Origin of the sequence: Alishewanella tabrizica, from assembly GCF_014652375.1 — a bacterium.
Taxonomy (GTDB): domain Bacteria; phylum Pseudomonadota; class Gammaproteobacteria; order Enterobacterales; family Alteromonadaceae; genus Alishewanella; species Alishewanella tabrizica.
In genome coordinates this window covers 103,152-121,484 of the sequence record NZ_BMYR01000007.1, presented here as the reverse complement: position 1 = coordinate 121,484, position 18,333 = coordinate 103,152, and the positions used below count along the sequence as shown (strand labels likewise).

The 18,333-nt window shown below is 41.4% G+C and carries 13 protein-coding genes; 5 read left to right on the top strand and 8 right to left on the bottom strand.

The genetic code is table 11. From position 1 onward, the window contains the following. Both prsK and IE070_RS09420 read right to left on the bottom strand, forming a co-directional pair. Complete coding sequence (gene prsK, locus IE070_RS09425) at positions 1–2,070, bottom strand: XrtA/PEP-CTERM system histidine kinase PrsK (protein ID WP_189482794.1); 2,070 nt, start codon at positions 2,068–2,070, stop codon at positions 1–3. Continuing rightward, positions 2,070–2,825 carry a S1 family peptidase gene (locus IE070_RS09420; protein WP_189482793.1) on the bottom strand — a complete coding sequence of 252 codons (756 nt, stop codon included), beginning with the start codon at positions 2,823–2,825 and terminating at the stop codon, positions 2,070–2,072. The genes prsK and IE070_RS09420 overlap by 1 nt, the downstream gene beginning before the upstream one ends. A 188-nt stretch (positions 2,826–3,013) precedes the next feature. Between IE070_RS09420 and IE070_RS09415 the strand changes: the two genes are divergently transcribed. The 3 genes from IE070_RS09415 to IE070_RS09405 all read left to right on the top strand — a co-directional run bounded on the left by IE070_RS09415 (position 3,014) and on the right by IE070_RS09405 (position 5,919). Beyond that, positions 3,014–3,871, top strand: coding sequence for a PEP-CTERM/exosortase system-associated acyltransferase (locus tag IE070_RS09415; RefSeq protein ID WP_189482792.1), 858 nt, complete (start codon positions 3,014–3,016; stop codon positions 3,869–3,871). A 24-nt stretch (positions 3,872–3,895) separates the two neighbouring features. Beyond that, entirely contained in the window at positions 3,896–4,759 is an 864-nt protein-coding gene (locus tag IE070_RS09410) for a ThiF family adenylyltransferase (RefSeq protein WP_189482791.1), read from the top strand. 149 nt (positions 4,760–4,908) lie between these two features. After that, positions 4,909–5,919 carry a PEP-CTERM sorting domain-containing protein gene (locus IE070_RS09405; protein ID WP_189482789.1) on the top strand — a complete coding sequence of 337 codons (1,011 nt, stop codon included), beginning with the start codon at positions 4,909–4,911 and terminating at the stop codon, positions 5,917–5,919. 135 nt (positions 5,920–6,054) lie between these two features. Here IE070_RS09405 and prsT read toward each other — a convergent pair whose 3' ends face one another. Next, positions 6,055–8,814: an XrtA/PEP-CTERM system TPR-repeat protein PrsT gene (gene prsT / locus IE070_RS09400; RefSeq protein ID WP_189482788.1), complete on the bottom strand. Its 2,760-nt coding sequence runs from the start codon at positions 8,812–8,814 to the stop codon at positions 6,055–6,057. Positions 8,815–8,944: 130 nt separating this feature from the next. Beyond that, the gene (locus IE070_RS09395; RefSeq protein ID WP_189482786.1) at positions 8,945–9,187 is read right to left on the bottom strand and encodes an acyl carrier protein; all 243 of its coding nucleotides are present in this window, start codon (positions 9,185–9,187) and stop codon (positions 8,945–8,947) included. A 136-nt stretch (positions 9,188–9,323) separates the two neighbouring features. Here IE070_RS09395 and IE070_RS09390 point away from each other — a divergent pair, with 136 nt between their 5' ends. Then, positions 9,324–10,928 carry an acyl-CoA ligase (AMP-forming), exosortase A system-associated gene (locus IE070_RS09390; protein ID WP_189482784.1) on the top strand — a complete coding sequence of 535 codons (1,605 nt, stop codon included), beginning with the start codon at positions 9,324–9,326 and terminating at the stop codon, positions 10,926–10,928. After that, positions 10,925–12,160: a pyridoxal-dependent decarboxylase, exosortase A system-associated gene (locus IE070_RS09385; protein ID WP_189482782.1), complete on the top strand. Its 1,236-nt coding sequence runs from the start codon at positions 10,925–10,927 to the stop codon at positions 12,158–12,160. Before IE070_RS09390 ends, IE070_RS09385 begins: the two co-directional genes overlap by 4 nt. On the opposite strand, the gene IE070_RS09380 is transcribed toward IE070_RS09385, so the two are convergent. From IE070_RS09380 to tviB, 4 genes are all read right to left on the bottom strand, one after another. Further along, entirely contained in the window at positions 12,152–13,231 is a 1,080-nt protein-coding gene (locus tag IE070_RS09380) for a hypothetical protein (protein ID WP_189482779.1), read from the bottom strand. The genes IE070_RS09385 and IE070_RS09380 overlap by 9 nt on opposite strands. A 12-nt stretch (positions 13,232–13,243) precedes the next feature. Continuing rightward, on the bottom strand, positions 13,244–14,773 hold the full coding sequence (locus IE070_RS09375) for an MBOAT family O-acyltransferase (protein WP_189482777.1): 1,530 nt from the start codon (positions 14,771–14,773) through the stop codon (positions 13,244–13,246). A gap of 897 nt (positions 14,774–15,670) precedes the next feature. Further along, on the bottom strand, positions 15,671–16,690 hold the full coding sequence (locus tag IE070_RS09370; protein WP_189482775.1) for an NAD-dependent epimerase/dehydratase family protein: 1,020 nt from the start codon (positions 16,688–16,690) through the stop codon (positions 15,671–15,673). A gap of 15 nt (positions 16,691–16,705) precedes the next feature. Beyond that, complete coding sequence (gene tviB, locus IE070_RS09365; protein ID WP_189482773.1) at positions 16,706–17,992, bottom strand: Vi polysaccharide biosynthesis UDP-N-acetylglucosamine C-6 dehydrogenase TviB; 1,287 nt, start codon at positions 17,990–17,992, stop codon at positions 16,706–16,708. Between the last annotated feature and the right edge of the window lie 341 nt (positions 17,993–18,333).

Sequence of the window (18,333 nt, the reverse complement as noted above, 5' to 3'; positions counted from 1 at the left end):
TTATCTTCCTTGTGCCAACAGCGAACCTGCTGAGCTATTGGTTTTACTAAAGTGTAACGGAAGTTGAATGCTAAAGGTAGTTCCCTCGTTCAACACACTGCTGACTTTTATCGAACCGCCGGCTTGCTCAATAAAGGTTTGCGCATCATAAACGCCGATCCCCATGCCCGCATTGCCTTTGGTGGTATCAAAGGGTTTAAACAAGCGGTTTGCAATAAACTCCTCGCTCATGCCACAGCCGGTATCCGCAATGTGAATCAGCACATCCGTATCGTTATGCTGCAGCGTCACGGTAATACGGCCAGTATCCGATGTCGCATGTTGGGCGTTATCAAGTAAATGAAACATTACATTGGCAAAGCGATGACCATCGAGAGTTAATTCTGCGTCTTGGATCACACTTAGCTGAGGCTGTGGCTGTTTTGCAGCGCAGCGTTCGTTGATTACGTGACGTAATACAGTGGCCACCGAAAAACTGCGTAAGGGTTGTTCATCCTGCTGTTTATTGGTGAGTTGTAGCAACATATGATCAAGCCGTTGTTGCATTGCTTCTAAGGTAATAAAGCTATCATCAATAAATTCAGGATTATGTTTGTGTTTTTTGGCATTACGAAGCATTAAATCTAATTGCGCTTTCACATTTTTTAAATCGTGGACCACAAAGGCTGACATCCTGCTAAACGCAATAAACTGCGCGTTTTCACTTAATTTATCACTGTGCTGCATTAATAAAAGCAGTGCGGCAATTTGCTCAGATACCACAAACAAATAATCACGAAGCTCCCAGTTTAAGCGCAATTTATGCTCCTTTTCGGCACGCATTAAACACACGCCCCATAAACCCTCTTTGGTTCTGATTGGAAGCAGCAATTGCAGTTTAAGCTGCTCGTCAGGCAAGCCGGCCGTAAGCGCACCCTGCGGTTCGCTTAGATCAATTTGCCAATTTTGCGAAGCATAAAGGTGTTGATAGCGCTGCAACAACTGCTGCTCGGCTTCTGTTAACTCGCCACGTTGCTGTAAGGCCAAGGTTTTTAATTCACCATGCGGCCGGTATTGCACAATGGCGCCTTGGCTATAGTTGATACTTTGCAGCCACACTTGCAAAATACGCTGATGCCGATCGGCTTGGCTAATATCAATTTGCCGAAGCCCAGAGGTCAGTTTCAGCCATTGCTCACGATAATCAAACCGATTGGCAAAAAAGTGTTTTTCAATAAACACTTTAAGGCGGCGGCGAATGGTACCAGAAAGGATCAGCAGCAACATTAAGGCAAAACCCAGCACAATAAAGCTGGTTTGCAATAACTCCGACCAACTGCCGCCAATATAGCGTAAATAAAAACCGGTTACGGCCAACAAGCACAGGTAAATGCCTGCGGCCATAACTAGGGTACTTTGCAACACAATATCGCGGGAGATGTACACATTGATCCCCCAAGCCTGTATGCGTTTGATCGAAATAATTAAAAAGGGCGTCATTAAGGCAAACACAAAACCGCGCGCTTGCCATAAATGCGTGTCAATTCTGACAAAGAGCGCAGATTCAGCCAGTAATACAAAATCGAAAACGATGATAACAGCAAGTGCAATCAACAAAGGTTTGTATTGCCAACGTTCAGTTATTGCCGCTTTGCGATATAGCGCTTCGAGTAATGCTAAGGATAAAACACAAAAAGCCAGATAACCGGTAAAAAGTATGCTTTCTTCAAGAGACAAGAATACACAGCAAACAAACCAAATCAATGCACATATGCCGCTAACAACGCTGTAAGGTTGTTGCAAAAAGTGTTTCAAATTAGTGTGTTTATTTAAGGCTGAAAATAAAAATAACACCAACATTAATTGGCGTGTAATTTCAAAAAAGTGAGAGAAAGCAGAATTGTAAGAGCTATTTACCCAAACTGCATAGTGTACTGCCCAGAGAAAACTGCTGAAAAAAAATCCCAGCAACAATGTTTTGGGAACATTACGACTCTTGGTCGTTAATATGAGTAAACATAAAACGAGATACGCTACTGCGGCAAAACCAAAGCCAATCCGCTCTGGTAAAAAGGTGTCCCAAAATGCCATCAACGATTTTCCCGTAATAATGCCTTTAAATGTTCTACAGGGATGGCATAGCTAATACCGCTTGGATCGCTTAATACCGCTTCCCGTGTCGATTTAACGTGCACCATATTAATCACGCCAATCACTTCACCAGTACTGGGTAAATATAATGGGCTGCCACTGTTACCCGGATAAGCCACCGCATCTAATTGATAAACTAAATAGGGGGCGGCTAAACGGCGTATTGCGGCCGCATGCAGATTACTTGAATGATCTACAGGTATAGCCACGGGCGTGTGTGCAGCCACTATACCTCGGTGCGTGGCTGGGTATAATCCCAAAACCTGCGTTATGGGAAACCCCGTAAAGGCAATGTCTTCTCCTTCATCAAGTAGTGCGTTGTTGGCTTTAAGCGATAATGCAGGCAGTGTTTTTTCAATAGTTAATACGGCTAAATCATGAGCAGGTGAGACGGTTTGAGCCATAATAGAATGTTGCAATAACTGCGTGCCTGAGCCCGAAATAACCACATAGGTTTCGAGTTCTCTATCATTTAATGGTGCGCTAATAACATGAAAATTAGTAACAATTCGATTTCCCGGAGACACAACAAAGCCGGTGCCAACCAGTTTAACTCTGGGCGTTGCTGAGGGATTATGGATGCCAATAGCAACAATTGAAGGTTTTATTTGCTTAACAGTAGTGGCGAGCTGAGCAAAAACGGTTGTTGAATACAAAAAAACGATAAATAAAAAAATAGTTTTTGTAAATAGCATGCAATTTACCACTATCAATTACTCTAGAATAAGTGGATATTATATTAATAAAAAATATTTTGCTTGCGTAAGCTGGCAAAAAAAACGATTTTCACTCCATACTCATCAATGGGTATTTTGACGCAATTGAGCGAGAATTATCACGCGCTGTTAAGTAATAATGGCAACATTGCTATTCAGAGGCATTTATGAAGAAAATAAGTCAATTTGCGAATGCACCTGTCATAGGTGGCGTGGTTAAAAAAGCGATGTCCGCAGTAGCCAGCAAAGACGCAAGAAACATTTCTGAGCACTTTTCAAAATTTTTAATGCCCACTATCGCTAACACAGATGCCCTACGTGATGAAGTGTACAAATTACGTTATCAGGTATATTGCGAAGAATTAAGTTTTGAAGAACCAAACGCAACACATCAAGAAAAAGACGGTTTTGATGCGCATTCAATTCATTGCTTTGTTAGACATCTAAACTCGGGCAACCTAGCAGGTACTGTTAGGCTTATTTACTCAAAATCTGCTCAACAACTACTGCCCATTGAAGAATTTTGTTCGCATGCCATAACCGATAAACAGATTTATCCTGGGCGCTTTGAACGAAATGAAATTTGTGAAATTTCGCGCTTAGCGGTCCCCGCGGCTTTTAGAAAACGGTCTATTGATAAATTTGCTGGCGCGGCGACAGGTGCCATTGATCCCAATACTTTTTCAGCTACTGAGCTTCGTTGTTTCCCTTACATCGCGATTTGTTTGTATATGTCGGCGGTGGCGATGTCATTTAAAACTAAACGCTATTATGGCTTTGTTATGATGGAGCCTCGTTTAGCAAAAAGTTTAAGCTATGTTGGTATCAAGTTTCATCAGTTAGGCGATCCTGTTGACTATCATGGCCAACGTGCCGCGTATTTTATTGATTCAAGAGAACTTCGTGCCAATCTAAGTGGTGGTTATCAAAGTTTACTCCAATCAGTAGAACACGAATTATTTGGTAATCTTGCCTTAGAAACAGACGTTAAACCCGATGAGTTCAGCTTAGGCTGGAGCGTTTAACAGCACGAACATGTAAGGTTATTTATGTTTGACTATACACAGGCCTTTTCACGCAATATTGGTTGGGTCACGGAGCAAGAACAACAACGTTTAAAACAGTGCAAAGTCGCCATAGCAGGCTTAGGCGGGGTCGGTGGCGAGCATCTTATTACACTGGCTAGATTGGGCGTTGAAAATTTCACTATCGCAGATTTTGATCAGTTTGATGTGCATAACTTTAATCGTCAAACCGGCGCTAATATGTCCACCCTTCATCAAAACAAGTTAGACGTGATGGCTAACATGGCGCTGGAGATTAATCCTGATAGTCAAATCGGTCTTTTTCCAGAAGGAATAAACGAAGGAAATATCGACACTTTTTTAGACGGTGTCGACATCTATGTTGACAGTTTAGACTTTTTTGCTTTAGACGCGAGAAAACTGGTATTCGCGGCCTGTACGCAAAAAAATATTCCCATCGTGACAGCGGCACCTCTAGGCATGGGCTGCGCCTTTCTATGTTTTATGCCGGGTAAAATGACGTATGAGCAATATTTCAAATTTGGCAATTTATCTCGCGTTGATCAACTCTTAAAATTTTTAGTCGGCCTTTCACCCTCTATGTTGCAGTTGCCATATTTAGTTGATAAAACCCGAGTGGATTTTATTGCTGAGAAAGGCCCCTCTACTATTATGGCTGTTCGGCTCTGCGCGGGTATAGCCATAACCAACACGTTAAAGATTTTACTTAACCGTGGCCAGGTGGTTAGTGCACCTTACGGCTTACATTTCGATGCCTATCGTAACAAACTAAAAAAGACCTGGTTACCCTTCGGCACCAATGGCCTGCTATCCAGAATCATGTTTATGATTGCAAAAAAAACCGTGCTTAAAAATAAAGCACATTAATATCGTCAGTTTTTTTTACATGTTTAGTTTTTTAAAATAGTGAATTTCTGTAAGTGACTAATAGTAATGGATTTTAAATGTTGGCCTGCTAGTTGCATTATTAATGGACGAGAGTGCGAAATATTCAAACTTATCCTGAGGGAACAAACATGAAAAAATTATTAGCAGTTACCGCAATTGCCATGAGCTTTAGCTCACAAGCCGCTTTGATAGATATTAACGCTGGTTTACCACGCGCTGCATTTGTTCAAACCGATATGTTTTCAACAAATATTACCTCTTTAGGTTTTAATATTACCAATGCAACGTCTGTTTATTACCAGAGTGCGGCAAACGCGCTTTTGAATAAAACTAACGTTGATGTTGGTGATATTTTTTCTGATGTTGGCGTTACTGCTATTAATCTAGTTGATGGTCAAAGCAATTTTTGTGAACGTGTAGGCGACCCTGACGAAGGTGTTTTTTGCTCAAACGAATTCAAGCTTCAAGCAAGTTACAATTTCTTCGGTCTTGTTCAACCTTTAGGTGGTGATTTAGTTGGTGCCATTTTAGGCGGTTTCATTGACATTCAAGTTAGCAAAAATATTACTGCTAGAACTGCTACGCCTTTCGAAACAGTTGCAAGTCTTGCTGTTACGGGCTCGCAGTCTTCTGGAGTTGGCACTACGTCTGCTGGTATTAGTATTTTTGGTGTAGTTGATTATTCTGGATTAGATGTAACAGATCCACTAATCAAAAATTTCTTTTCTTTCTCTTCGCCTGTAACGGTTAATGGTGTTAATTCAACTAATTGGGTCGATTTATGGACTGCTGGAGTTGCAGCTACGCCAGTTCAATCACTAAATTCAGTCTTAATTTCAACTTTAAGCGGCCCAAGTAACTCTGTTTTACCGTCAATTTCTTCTTTACAGTATGGTCAAAGCACAGGAGACTTTTCTTTTACTGGGTCGCCTTTGCAAAACTCAATTTTTGCAAATTTAGCTGGTTTTGGTGTTACTCCATTAAATGATGTTAAAGTTACTGCTCGTACTGGTGAATCATTAAGTGGTTCTGTCGTCGTTAGCGCAGTTCCAGAACCTGTTTCAATTGCTTTATTTGGCGCAGGCTTATTAGGTATGGGTTTAGTTTCTCGTCGTCGTCGTGAGAAATCAGTAAATTAATTACCATTTGAAAAAACGAAACCCCGCAATGCGGGGTTTTTTGTTTTTATCTATATAGACAATATATATTTTAAAACTACACCGTTTAAAAAACACCGTTTAACAAGGTAAATTAAACGGTGATTTGCGGTTAAATCAGAGTGCAATCAATAGCGACTTTAACTTTTCTTGATGTTGTGTGCTATTAGGTTTAAAACCTTCAAGTAACACTCTTGCTTCGTCTAATTTTCTATCAGCAATTAATGCTTCAGCATAATTAAGCACGACCTCTGGGTGATTAGGCCTTATGGTTAAGGATTTCTTAAACTGAGCTTGAGCTTCTGGGTATTGTTTATTTAAGCTAAGGACTTTGCCGTAGGTGTCAATAATATCAGGATGTTCACTAGAAAGTGTCAGCGCTTTTTTTACATGAACCAGTGCTTGCTCAAGTTCGCCTTTTTCAGCCAAGATCCATGCATAGTTATTTAAAAGATAGGGGTTATCTGCTTCCTGCTTTAGTGTTTCACTATACAATGTAATAGCTTTATCAATGTCGCTTTCTATCAACATATTGGCTAAGTACATTGACACATCAGCGTTAACCCCATGATCTACTTGATGTTTTTCAATAAGTGCAACTATTTCTGATTGAGGTTTTGCGCCTTGCATGGCTTCAGCAAGAGTAAGTAAAGTAAGTTGGATTGGGCTTTGCTTATAAGATTCTGTTAACTTAGCTAAGGCTAAGTTTCTCTCACCTAATGCCAGATGATAGCGACCAGCTTGCGCTTGAACGCGGGCATTATCGCGTACTTCCTGCGGTAAAGTATTATGAAAGGCAAGTGCTTCTCTATATTTTTGTTGCTGGCCTAACAAATCAAACTTAAATAATTTAAGATTTTGATCGTTAGGATAATCTTTGATCAACTGCTCAATGGTTTTTAGTGCTTCAGGGCTTTTGCCATTTAATGCCAGTAAATTGGCATAGGCTAGCGCAGCAGAAGGATTTTTAGGGGTCGAATTAAACCACTGCTCTGTCATCACTAATGCATTAGCCCAATCTTGTTTTAGTAAATAAGCATTTCCTAGCCCTGCGTACACAAATGCAGGCTGCCTCTGTGCAGTTTTAGCAAACGGTTCTAACAGCGATATAATGTCATCAGGCAGTCTTTCTTGTTGTAACATACTGGTAACGAGTGCCAGTAAAGCCATGTTATCTGGTGTTTTTTGGTAGATCGCTTTAACATCATTAATAAAAGCGAGTACATCTTGTTCCAGAGTCTTTTTTAAACGATAGGTTGCAATTAATGCAGGTTCATACGTCGGTTGCGACGCAGTGATTTTTTGTAACGTTGCTAAAGCGTCTTCAGTTTTACCTTGATTTTGTTGTAAGGTCGCCATTAAGTACTGCGAAAGCACATTAGTGGCGTCAATCTTTAACGCTTGCTCGAGTTCTGCTGCCGCGTTATCCGGCTTATCGGTAAGTAAGTTTACGAGTGCTTTAAGATTATAGCCCGCGGCATTGTTTTCGTCTGTTTTAATCCAGTCATCGCCAAGCGCAAGTGCTTTATCAAACTGTTGTTGCCGAATGTAACTTGAAGCTAGTGTTGCTCTGGCATCTTGCCGATTAGGATCCAACAATAAGGCCTGCTCAAGATCGGCAACGGCTTCATCTGTTTTGCCGGGCAAACCTAATTTCAATTGGCCAAGTGCAGACAATGCTTCACTGGTATTATTAAGGCCCGCATCTTCAATTTTCGAAATGAGTGAATTTGCTTGAGTATCATTGCCTTGGCGCAGTAACTGAAAAATAGTTGCCGTTGCCAGCGTAATATCCTCTTCAGTTAGTGCACTATTTTCTAGTGTTGTACCCGCTTGATTGTATTCGCCACTTTGTAGCTGCAATATAGCAAGCATGCGTTTAGCTTGCGGATACGCATCCAGTTCAGATTTTATAGTGGAGAAATGATCTAATGCCAGTGTGGTTAGCCCTAACTCATAATGCACGATACCTGCCAAAAGCCTACTTTGTGTGTTTGAAAAACGATTGGTTAACGCTTTGTCGATTAGCTCTTTAGCTTTCGTAAAGTTTTTCTTTTCATAATTAACAATGGCTTGTAGGTAATTGGTAAAACCATGATCAGGTACAGCAGATAAAATAATATTTAATTGTTTCTCGGCTTCATCAACATTTTGCTGCTGTAAATAAAGTTGCGCTAAGCTCAATCTATTTTGTAAATCAGCGGGCACTAAACGTAAGTACTCTATTAGTGAAGCAATTGAAGCGTCTATTTGCTGCAGCATGGCATAGGTTTGTGCTTTAAGCAGTAAAACATCAATTGTAATGGGTGCATCTTTCGCTATGCTGTCTAAAATAGGTAAGATATTCTGAAGCGAGTTGGTTCTTATTTGTAATATCGCTTGGGTGTAAAGATTGAGATCGGGCTCTGGTGCATCTACTAATTTATCAAAATCTGCAAGCCCAGGCGCGCCAACACCTTCTTGCAGGTTAGCTAACGCCTGATAAAAACCTATATAGCGTAAGTTAGCAGCATTAAGATCGGTGCGTTCTTCAATCAAACGTGTTAACGCATTGAAATTATTTGAACGATAGCTTGCTTGCGCCAAGTCTATAGCAATGTCATTAATGGAATGACCATTTTGTACTGCTCTAGACAGCTCTTTTTCAGCAGAGTCATAATCGCCCTTAAGCATATAGGCTTTACCTAAGCTTACTCTAAAAGCAGCGTTATCCGGTATCGCGCTTACGGCAGATTTAAGTTCAATAATAGCTTCGTTATAACGTTGTGTAGCAATAAATTCATTGGCAGCTTGATAATGCTCGTCAGGCGTCTTTCCACCACAAGCGGTTAAAAATAGACTTATGGCGATTGCCGATGCCAGATATGTTTTTTTCATGTGAACAGTCTCCATTGCTCTAAAATTACTGCATGCATTTTAAATTTCAGTACATTTTCAGGTAAGCTGAATTTACGTGATACCCTTTTTTTTATAAGTTTCTTGTATGCCAGCTTGGTTGTTCATAGTGTCAGTTTTGTAATTTATTTTGAATTAAATGGTTTAAAGAATCGAATGTTTCAAAGTTTTCAGCAGTTAATTCATCGTCAGAAAAAATAATACCTAGCTGCTCTTCTATTAAAGTGATTATGGCAATTATTGCCATTGAATCAAATTCGGGAATTGCGCCAAGCAGGCGTGTTTCTGCAACATAGGCTTGTTCTAAAGCTAATACGCTGTTTAATATTTTAGTTAAAATTAATTCTGTAGGCATTTTAAATGTATTTTCAATTTCTTAGGCAAAAAAGTCTTTTTTTGCTTTTAAATTACAAAAACCAATCGTATCCTGATTTTGCGTTTTAAGCAAAGTGCTTATGGACAGTAAAAATTTAATTAGACGCAAGGATTTTATGATTAAAAACTTATTTGAACTGCTAGCCTTAAGCACACAGAAATTTGCGAATAAACCTGCCTTACATTTTCAAAGACAGACGTTGAGTTATCAACAACTATTCAATGCAACACGGCAATGTATATCGCAACTCCAAGGTTTTGGGGTAAGTCGATTTGATCGTGTAGCCATTTTTTTACCTAAGCAGTTTGAATCAGTCATTAGTATTTTTGCGAGCTCGGCGCTTGGTGCGATATTTGTACCAATAAATCCGCTTTTAAAACCTGCTCAAGTAATACACATCCTTCAAGACTGCAGCGTAAAGTTGCTTATTACTAATGATGAGCGTTACCAACGTTTGTTGCCCATGTTAAGTGAATTATCTGATATAAAAGATGTTCTTCTTTTAAGCCCGTCTACTCACGCTATATCTTCGCAATCAATACAATGCCATCGTTGGCTGCCACAAGTAATTGACGAGCAAATACCTGCAGAGCTTTACACGTTAAGCAATTCTACTGAGATTGACGCGGCTGCCATTTTTTACACTTCAGGTAGTACAGGTAAGTCTAAAGGCGTTGTGTTGTCAAATCGTAACATTTTAGTCGGTGCTTCAAGTGTTAGCAGTTATTTATACAATACTGCCAATGATGTGTTATTGGCTTTATTGCCGTTAAGTTTTGATTATGGTTTTAGTCAAATCACAACAGCGGTTCAAGTTGGTGCAAGTGTCGTATTATTAGATTATGTTTTGGTTCAGGACGTGGTGAAGGCTGTTCATGATTACAAAGTTACCGGTATAGCAGCAGTACCGCCATTATGGTCGCAATTGGTTAAAGCAAATTGGTCTAAGGGTAGTAATGAAAGTGTGCGTTATTTTACTAACAGTGGTGGAACAATGCCCTTACCGCTTTTAAATGAATTGCAGCAAGTATTCAAGCACGCAGAGCCCTACTTAATGTATGGGCTTACAGAATCATTTCGTTCAACTTTTTTGGCACCTAGTGAAATATTAAAAAGGCCGGGCTCCATAGGTAAAGCCATACCAAATGTAGAAATAACAGTGGTGAGGGAAGATGGTAGTCTTTGTGGGCCAAATGAACCAGGTGAGCTGGTGCATCGTGGGCCTCTAGTCAGTTTGGGGTATTGGAATGCACCAGAACAAACGGCCGAGCGCTTTAAAGCCGATCCCATGGCGCCAACAGGTATTCAGCTGCCGCAGTTAGCGGTATTTTCCGGCGATACCGTAAAATATGATGAAGAAGGCTATCTGTATTTTATTGGCCGGCGCGATGAAATGATTAAAACCTCAGGTTACAGAGTGAGCCCTACCGAAGTTGAGGACGCCGTTTATCGGCTGGACCCGGCAATTCAGGATGTGGCGGCGCTGGGCATTTTCGATGGTACCGATCAGGCAATTTTAGTGTTAGTTGCCTTAGCTGCAGGTGCAACGGCCAGTCCTGAGCAATGGTTGCTGCAACTAAAGCGAAGTTTGCCGAACTTTATGTTACCTAAAGCCATTTTATTAAAAGACTGCTTGCCAAAAAATCCTAATGGTAAAATTGACAGAAAAGCGCTGGCGCAGGATTATCAACAGTATTTTTTTGAGGGCGCGCCAATATGAACGAAATAACGCCACAACATGAACAGATGTCGCAATTTTCTCAGGAAGATAATCAGCTGTTAGTTGGTGGTTTTAATCTGAACGCTATTAGTCAGTTACTGGATAAAAGGGTGTTCTATGCTTATGATCGGCAGATTATTCAACAGCAGGTTGCCCGCTTTCGCCAGCATATTCCGGGGCGGATAAAGCTGCATTATGCGGTTAAAGCCAACCCATACTGGCCGGTCGTGCAATTTTTGAAGCCGTTGGTCGATGGGTTTGATGTGGCATCGCAACAAGAAATGTTACTGGCGATGCAAAGTGGCATGCCAGTGTCGGACATTAGTTTTGCTGGGCCGGGCAAAGGCGATGCGGAGCTGCTGTCAGCTATAGTGGCCGGTGTTACCTTAAATGTGGAATCCGCGGGTGAGTTAGCCAGGATCTGCAAGCTTAGTCAAGTCGCCGGGCAAAAACCTCAAGTTGCCCTTAGAGTTAACCCGGCGTTTGAGCTTAAAGCCTCAGGCATGAAAATGGCCGGTGGTGCCAAGCCCTTTGGTATAGATGAAGAGCAGGTGTTGCAATTACTGCCGGCTATAGCCGATATGCCGGTAAAATTGCGCGGCTTTCATATCTATTGTGGCTCACAAAACCTGAAGGCTGAGGCTTTAATCGATGCGTATCAGCATACTTTTGCACTGGCCGCTAAGTTAGTTGCCGCCTGCCCATACCGGCCCGACATGATTAACTTAGGCGGTGGTTTTGGTATTCCTTATTTTACGGGTGAACGCCGGCTGGATTTAGCGCCAGTAGGCGAGTCGTTAGCCAGCTTGCTACAGCAATACCAAGCCGAGTTAGCCGATATCGAGCTGGTGATTGAATTAGGTCGCTATCTGGTGGCCGAGGCCGGGGTTTATGCCTGCCAGGTACTGGATAAAAAAGTGTCGCGCGGCACTACCTATCTGGTGTGTAACGGCGGTTTACACCATCATTTAGCCAACTCCGGCAATTTTGGCCAGGTTATTCGCAAAAACTATCCGGTAGCCATAGGCAATAAATTAACCGCTGCCGAGCAGGAGCTGGTTACTATAGTCGGCCCGCTGTGTACCCCACTAGACATCTTGGCCGACAAAAAATTATTACCCAAAGCTGAAGTGGGGGACTGGGTGGTTGTTTATCAGTCAGGTGCTTACGGCCCCACTGCCAGCCCACAGCAGTTTTTGGGGCACCCTGAGGTGGTAGAGGTTTTATTGTGAATATAGGTTGCATATTTGATGACAGTTATTCATCAGCAATGAATTTAGGATTAAATCGCCAAATGCTGGCCGGTAGTGTGCAGGCTCCCAAAAGTAGGGGCTATCTTCAACAACTTTACTGTTTGGTGCTACCACATCAGTGACCAGTGATGAGCTTATAGCAAAATCGAAAAGAGGTAGCTGATGATGCTTTGCTAGCTGTATAATTTGCTCCTTCCAATCGTATAAATGTTGTCCAAGTTTATGCTCAGTAAGTTGATCCAGATAGGGTTGCTGATAGGGGTTTATCAGAAGGTACACCGTAATATTTTGTTGCTTTAATTGTGTGATAAAACGGTCGAGTTCTGCCAGGTGATAACTATCGCGATTAAACACTAATTGCTGTGAGCCTAAGCGTTGATCAATCTCTTGCGCTTTTTGCTGATATAAGGCACCAAAGCCCTCGCTAGCAACATGAAAATGATAAACTCTACCATCATTAAAGCCAAAGCGGTTTAGCGCATTAACATTATTCTGCTGCGTAACGATTGTTTTTACACTATCAGTCAGTGCTGACAATGAAAACAACAAACTAATCCGTTCAGCAAGATAGCGACGTTTATCGGCAAAACTTTCACTATTTAATGCCTCATGTCGCCACTGCCATCCACTGTTATCTATTGTTGTAACAATGTTTTCAGCACGAGATGTAAAGTCTAACAAGTCCAGGGCAATAATAACTTGTTTTACCGAATCACTGTAATTAATAGCATGCATAGCATAACCGTATTGCATGCTGATACCGGCACCAGGCAAGCCCATGTTGTAGACCGGTTTGCCTTGGTAAAACGCATGTTCAGGCGGCATGCCAATTTCTACTCTGGAGTTACCGACCAGCACAGTAAAGGGCTTGCTGTTTAGTGCCTGATAAGGTTTTACCGTTCTGCCTTTATCGGCAGCGGCAACTTTTCGTGGAAATATATCTTTATCATGAGCAAAGATACCATAAGGATCAATTATATAACTGGCTGAGCACAGTAATAAAAGCCCGGAAACAATAAAGACCAACATAAATCTCAAATAATGTTTCATCACTGTTATCCGTTAGAAATTAAAGTATAAAAATTCAGAAACACGGCCTAGTGTCGATAAGGCAATGATTAACAATAGGCTAATAATGGCAGCCCAGGTCAAAGAGGGCCGCCACTGAATGGCGCTATGAGCAACAGTAACGCCTTTACGTGTCTGCTCAGGTAACTGGGTGTAGAACAATTGCAGTACATTTGGCAGTAGCACAGACAGCAAGAGTAGAATAGTGATCCAAACCCAGGTTTCAACAAATAGCATACCGCCGCCAAGATAAGGTTTCACATTAAGCCATTGCAGCAGCGGTGATAAAAAATCAAGCTGTGCCACTAATCCTGCCGGTAAGCTGATCCCATTGGCTCCCGTCATTGCGCTAAGGATTAGTAAGGCACCATCAAGACTTTCAGCACGGAAAAATACCCAACCAACAACGACCGCTACAAAGGTTATTGTCCAGGCTATTGGTGCAAACCAGCCATCGTTAATAAATGGCAAATATTGTTGTCTGATATGAGTAAACCCGTGATTTATCACCAGATAGCTGCCATGGAGAGCTCCCCAGATTAAAAAGTTCCAGCCAGCGCCATGCCATAAACCACCGAGCAACATGGTAATAAATAAATTGCTATAACGGCGGATAAAGCCAAAGCGGTTACCCCCCAGGCTGATGTAAAGATAATCGCGTAAAAAGCGCGACAATGTAATATGCCAACGTCTCCAAAAGTCGACAATATTCAGCGCTTTGTAAGGAGAGTTGAAGTTAAGTGGCAGGGCTATACCAAATAATAAAGCTAAACCAATAGCCATGTCAGAATAGCCAGAAAAATCAAAATACAACTGAAAGGTGTAGGCCAGAGCACCGCCCCAAGCAGTGAAAAAATCCAGCGCCACCCCTTGTTCGGCTTGCAGGAATACCGGGTTAGCGTAGACAGCGATACCATCTGCCAATACCGTTTTTTTGAATAAGCCAATACAGAATATGCTAAAACCTACTGCAAAATGGCGGCTGGATATTTGCAACCCCTGACGGAACTGCGGCATCATTTCACTATGGTGCACTATAGGTCCGGCAATCAATTGCGGGAAAAAGCAAACAAATAGCACATAATTACTGAAACTGGGTTCAATAACCTGATGGCGCTGCACGTCAATCAGGTACGCTATTTGTTGGAAGGTAAAAAACGATATGGCCAATGGCAGCAGTATCTGTTCAATTTGCCAATTAGAGCCGTATAATAACGCGAGATTATTAACAAAAAATACACTGTATTTATAATAGCCTATAGCGGCAAGATTTAAACAAACTCCCAGGATGGTAAGCCAGCTTTTGCGATAACGGTAAATAGCATTAGCAATACAAAAGTTCACCAAAATAGAGGAGCCAAGCAGCAGCAGATAAATCGGTTGCCACCAGGCATAGAAAAACAGTGACGAACAAATCAGCAAATACAGCGCACTCTGAGAAGAAATGCGTACTCGCAAAAAATGAAATAAAACCAATGTAATTGGCAGGAAAAGAAACAAAAACTCTACTGAGTTAAATAACATCTGCGTAATCCTTTACCTTCAAGACGCTTTTTTGCGTTGAATTATTAAAGACAAATTAATTGTACAGCTACTGGGATGAAAATAAAGCTAAAATGCGAGTTGTATAGGCACACTTTGGTTGTTGTATAAGTGTAATGTTTTAATCATCGTTAAAGCGGCTGTCAGAGTGAGAAAATGGCGAAATGATACTGCGCTCAACCACCGTTAGCGGGCCGCGCGATTTCAGGCTGTGCTGATGGCGGTTGCCAATGATCACCGAGTCTGACAAATAAAGACTATGACTGTTAAGGTATAATGAATGGGCGCGGGCGTCTTTTGCCAGGTTTTCAAAACGACTATGGTTGATCCAAATATAGCCATGCTCTTTCGCTGTTTCTAACAGCCCGGTTTGGCTGTTATGAAAGTAGACATGTTCCAGTGTTAAGCCACGGCCTTCAAGTCAGCGTATCAAAATTAGAAGCAATGTCTTGCTGCACTAAATCACTAAAGCACTAAAGCACTAAAGCATAAATTGACTGATCTGTTCGTCTGACAACGGTAACGCAGCGGCGGCATCAGTCTTTGGGTACCCTAGGGTGGTAGAGGTATTATTGTGAATTAAGTTTGCATATTTGATGGCAGTTATTCATGAGCAATGAATTTAGAATTAAATCACCAAAATGCTGGTCAGTAGTATGCTGGCTCCCAAAAGTAGGAGCTATCACAAACATTACGTCAAACAAGGGGTAAACTACCTTAGCTGCTTACCTTTGGCCTTCTCATTCTTAAAAGTTAACTGCAAAGATATTAATACTCATAAACAGGCTACCTGTAAAAGCCAGTAAATGAACACAGCTAAAGACCGAGTACAATCAGTTATATTGAAATATGCGCTAAATATTCGTGAACGTGCCCTAATCACTTACCCAATGCAATATACCAAGGCATAGCAATCTCTAGCCCTTGCGCGATTCTGTATTCAGGCTGATAACCTAAAAGTTTATTTGCTTTGCTAATATCGGCTTGTGAATGACGGACATCACCTGAACGAAAATCGCGATAAACCGCTGGCTTGTCATAATGAACATTATGCTGCTGTAGGCTTTGTTTAATAGCGGAGAATAACTGGTTTAAGGTTGTTCGATCACCTACGGCAACATTAAACACTTCGCTGCGCACTAACGGTGTAACTGCTGCTAATATATTGGCTTGCACGGCATTGGCAACAAAACAGAAATCACGGCTGGTTTCACCATCGCCATTAATGGCAAGGTCTTCATTGGCAATCATAGCGGCTGTCCACTTAGGAATTACAGCGGCGTAGGCGCCGTTTGGATCTTGTCTTGGTCCAAACACATTAAAGTAGCGCAAGCCAGTGCAATGAAACTGGTATGTACGCGAAAAAACTTCCGCATAGAGTTCATTTACATACTTGGTTACAGCGTATGGCGATAAAGGTTTGCCAATGTTTTCCTCTACTTTAGGCAGTGCCGGATGGTCACCGTAGGTAGAACTTGATGCCGCGTAGACAAAAGATTTTACCTTAGCATCGCGAGCGGCAACCAAAACATTTAAAAAACCACTGATGTTATTGGCATTGGTGCGTGCCGGATCGCTTATAGAGCGTGGTACTGAGCCCAGAGCTGCTTGATGTAAAACATAGTCAACGCCCTCACAGGCTTTAGCACAATCATTGCTATTACAAATGTCACCTTGGATAAAGTGAAAACGTTGCCATTGCTCGGCCGTTACTAAGGCTTGCACTTGATCAAGATTACGCTGGAAGCCAGTAGCAAAATTATCTAAACCTACTACTTGTTGATTATGTTTGAGTAAAACTTCAAGTAGATTAGAACCGATAAAACCGGCACAGCCAGTAATTAACCAGCGTTTAGGTTCGGCTAACAAAGTCGTTAGTGCCTGTTGATAAACCGTCATTATTCTTCCTTCAGATTAAAAACGTAGCTGAACTTTTGTCGGATCAAGCACATATTTTAAATCGTACAATACATGATTTTCTTTGGCATAGGCCAAAATATGGTCTGTACCATAATCTTTAAACGTTTGATGAGCAACTGCCAAAATGATCGCATCATAAGTGCCAACTGTAGGTTCGGAGATGACATCAATACCATATTCATGCTTGGCTTCAGCAGCAGCAACCCAAGGATCATAAACATCTGGCAGCATGCCATAATCAGCCAATTCCTGGACTACATCTATTACCTTGGTATTTCGGATATCTGGGCAGTTCTCTTTGAAGGTTAATCCTAACACTAATACTCTTGCCCCCTGAACCTGAATACGTTTCTTCAGCATGGTTTTTACCAACGAAGACACCACAAATTTGGGCATGCCATCATTGATCCGCCTTCCTGCTAAAATAACTTCAGGGTGATAACCAACGGATTGTGCTTTATGTGTTAAATAATACGGGTCAACCCCAATACAGTGGCCACCGACTAAGCCAGGGCGAAACGGTAAAAAATTCCACTTCGTGCCAGCAGCCAATAATACTTCTTCAGTATCGATATTTAACTTACTAAAAATCACGGCTAATTCATTAACTAGTGCAATATTCAAATCCCGTTGGGTATTTTCAATCACTTTGGCCGCTTCAGCCACTTTAATGCTGCTAGCTTTATATGTGCCAGCAGTAATAATACTGGCATAAACATTGTCAACAAATTCTGCAACAACAGGTGTTGAACCCGAAGTTACTTTTTTAATGGTTGTTACTCGGTGTTCTTTATCACCCGGATTAATTCGCTCTGGGCTATAACCGGCAAAAAAATCTTTGTTGTAGGTAAGGCCAGAAACACGTTCAATAATAGGTACACAATCTTCTTCTGTCGCGCCGGGATACACTGTCGATTCGAACACGATAATATCGCCCGCTTTAATCACTTTACCCAGTGTTTCGGAAGCACGTATTAACGGTGTAAGGTCGGGTTGACGATGCCGATCAATGGGGGTTGGCACTGTAACAATAAAGAAGTTAGCGGTTTTTAAAGAATCAATATTAGCGGAAAACTCAAGATAAGTGGCTGCAGATATCTCATCGGTGGACACTTCTAAAGTGCGATCTTGACCAGCAGCTAACTCGTCAATGCGCTTCTGGTTAATATCGAAACCCAAAGTCGGGTATTTTTTGGCGAACTCAACCGCAAGTGGCAAACCCACATAACCTAGACCAATAATCGCGATCTTAAGCCCTGTTAACGAAAAATTGCTGTCCATATATCATCCTGAATTAACTCGATACGCTTCGGCACAAAAAGCATGTTATGTATTAGGTAAAAATCACATAAAAATACGCATTTGTGTTAAGAATTTACCGGTTTAGGTTGACACAATCAGCTGTTAAAAAGCAAGCTAAAACATTAATTTCCTACTTTAGTTTTCAGTAAATACAGGCTGTGCAACCCTATTAATGCTAAACAGAGGTTTAGTGCTACATAGCGGTTGTTATGCACTGTTGATTACCATATGTTGAAAGGGTTGATTACGTAATCTTTTACAGTCGAGACGCTTATTTACGTTGTATTATTAAAGACAAATTGTTTGTACAGCTACAGGGA

Coding starts and splice junctions, on each gene's coding strand:
- prsK (WP_189482794.1), bottom strand. CDS start 2,070: ATGGCATTTTGGGACACCTTTTTACCAGAGCGGATTGGCTTTGGTTTT.
- IE070_RS09420 (WP_189482793.1), bottom strand. CDS start 2,825: ATGCTATTTACAAAAACTATTTTTTTATTTATCGTTTTTTTGTATTCA.
- IE070_RS09415 (WP_189482792.1), top strand. CDS start 3,014: ATGAAGAAAATAAGTCAATTTGCGAATGCACCTGTCATAGGTGGCGTG.
- IE070_RS09410 (WP_189482791.1), top strand. CDS start 3,896: ATGTTTGACTATACACAGGCCTTTTCACGCAATATTGGTTGGGTCACG.
- IE070_RS09405 (WP_189482789.1), top strand. CDS start 4,909: ATGAAAAAATTATTAGCAGTTACCGCAATTGCCATGAGCTTTAGCTCA.
- prsT (WP_189482788.1), bottom strand. CDS start 8,814: ATGAAAAAAACATATCTGGCATCGGCAATCGCCATAAGTCTATTTTTA.
- IE070_RS09395 (WP_189482786.1), bottom strand. CDS start 9,187: ATGCCTACAGAATTAATTTTAACTAAAATATTAAACAGCGTATTAGCT.
- IE070_RS09390 (WP_189482784.1), top strand. CDS start 9,324: ATGATTAAAAACTTATTTGAACTGCTAGCCTTAAGCACACAGAAATTT.
- IE070_RS09385 (WP_189482782.1), top strand. CDS start 10,925: ATGAACGAAATAACGCCACAACATGAACAGATGTCGCAATTTTCTCAG.
- IE070_RS09380 (WP_189482779.1), bottom strand. CDS start 13,231: ATGAAACATTATTTGAGATTTATGTTGGTCTTTATTGTTTCCGGGCTT.
- IE070_RS09375 (WP_189482777.1), bottom strand. CDS start 14,773: ATGTTATTTAACTCAGTAGAGTTTTTGTTTCTTTTCCTGCCAATTACA.
- IE070_RS09370 (WP_189482775.1), bottom strand. CDS start 16,690: ATGACGGTTTATCAACAGGCACTAACGACTTTGTTAGCCGAACCTAAA.
- tviB (WP_189482773.1), bottom strand. CDS start 17,992: ATGGACAGCAATTTTTCGTTAACAGGGCTTAAGATCGCGATTATTGGT.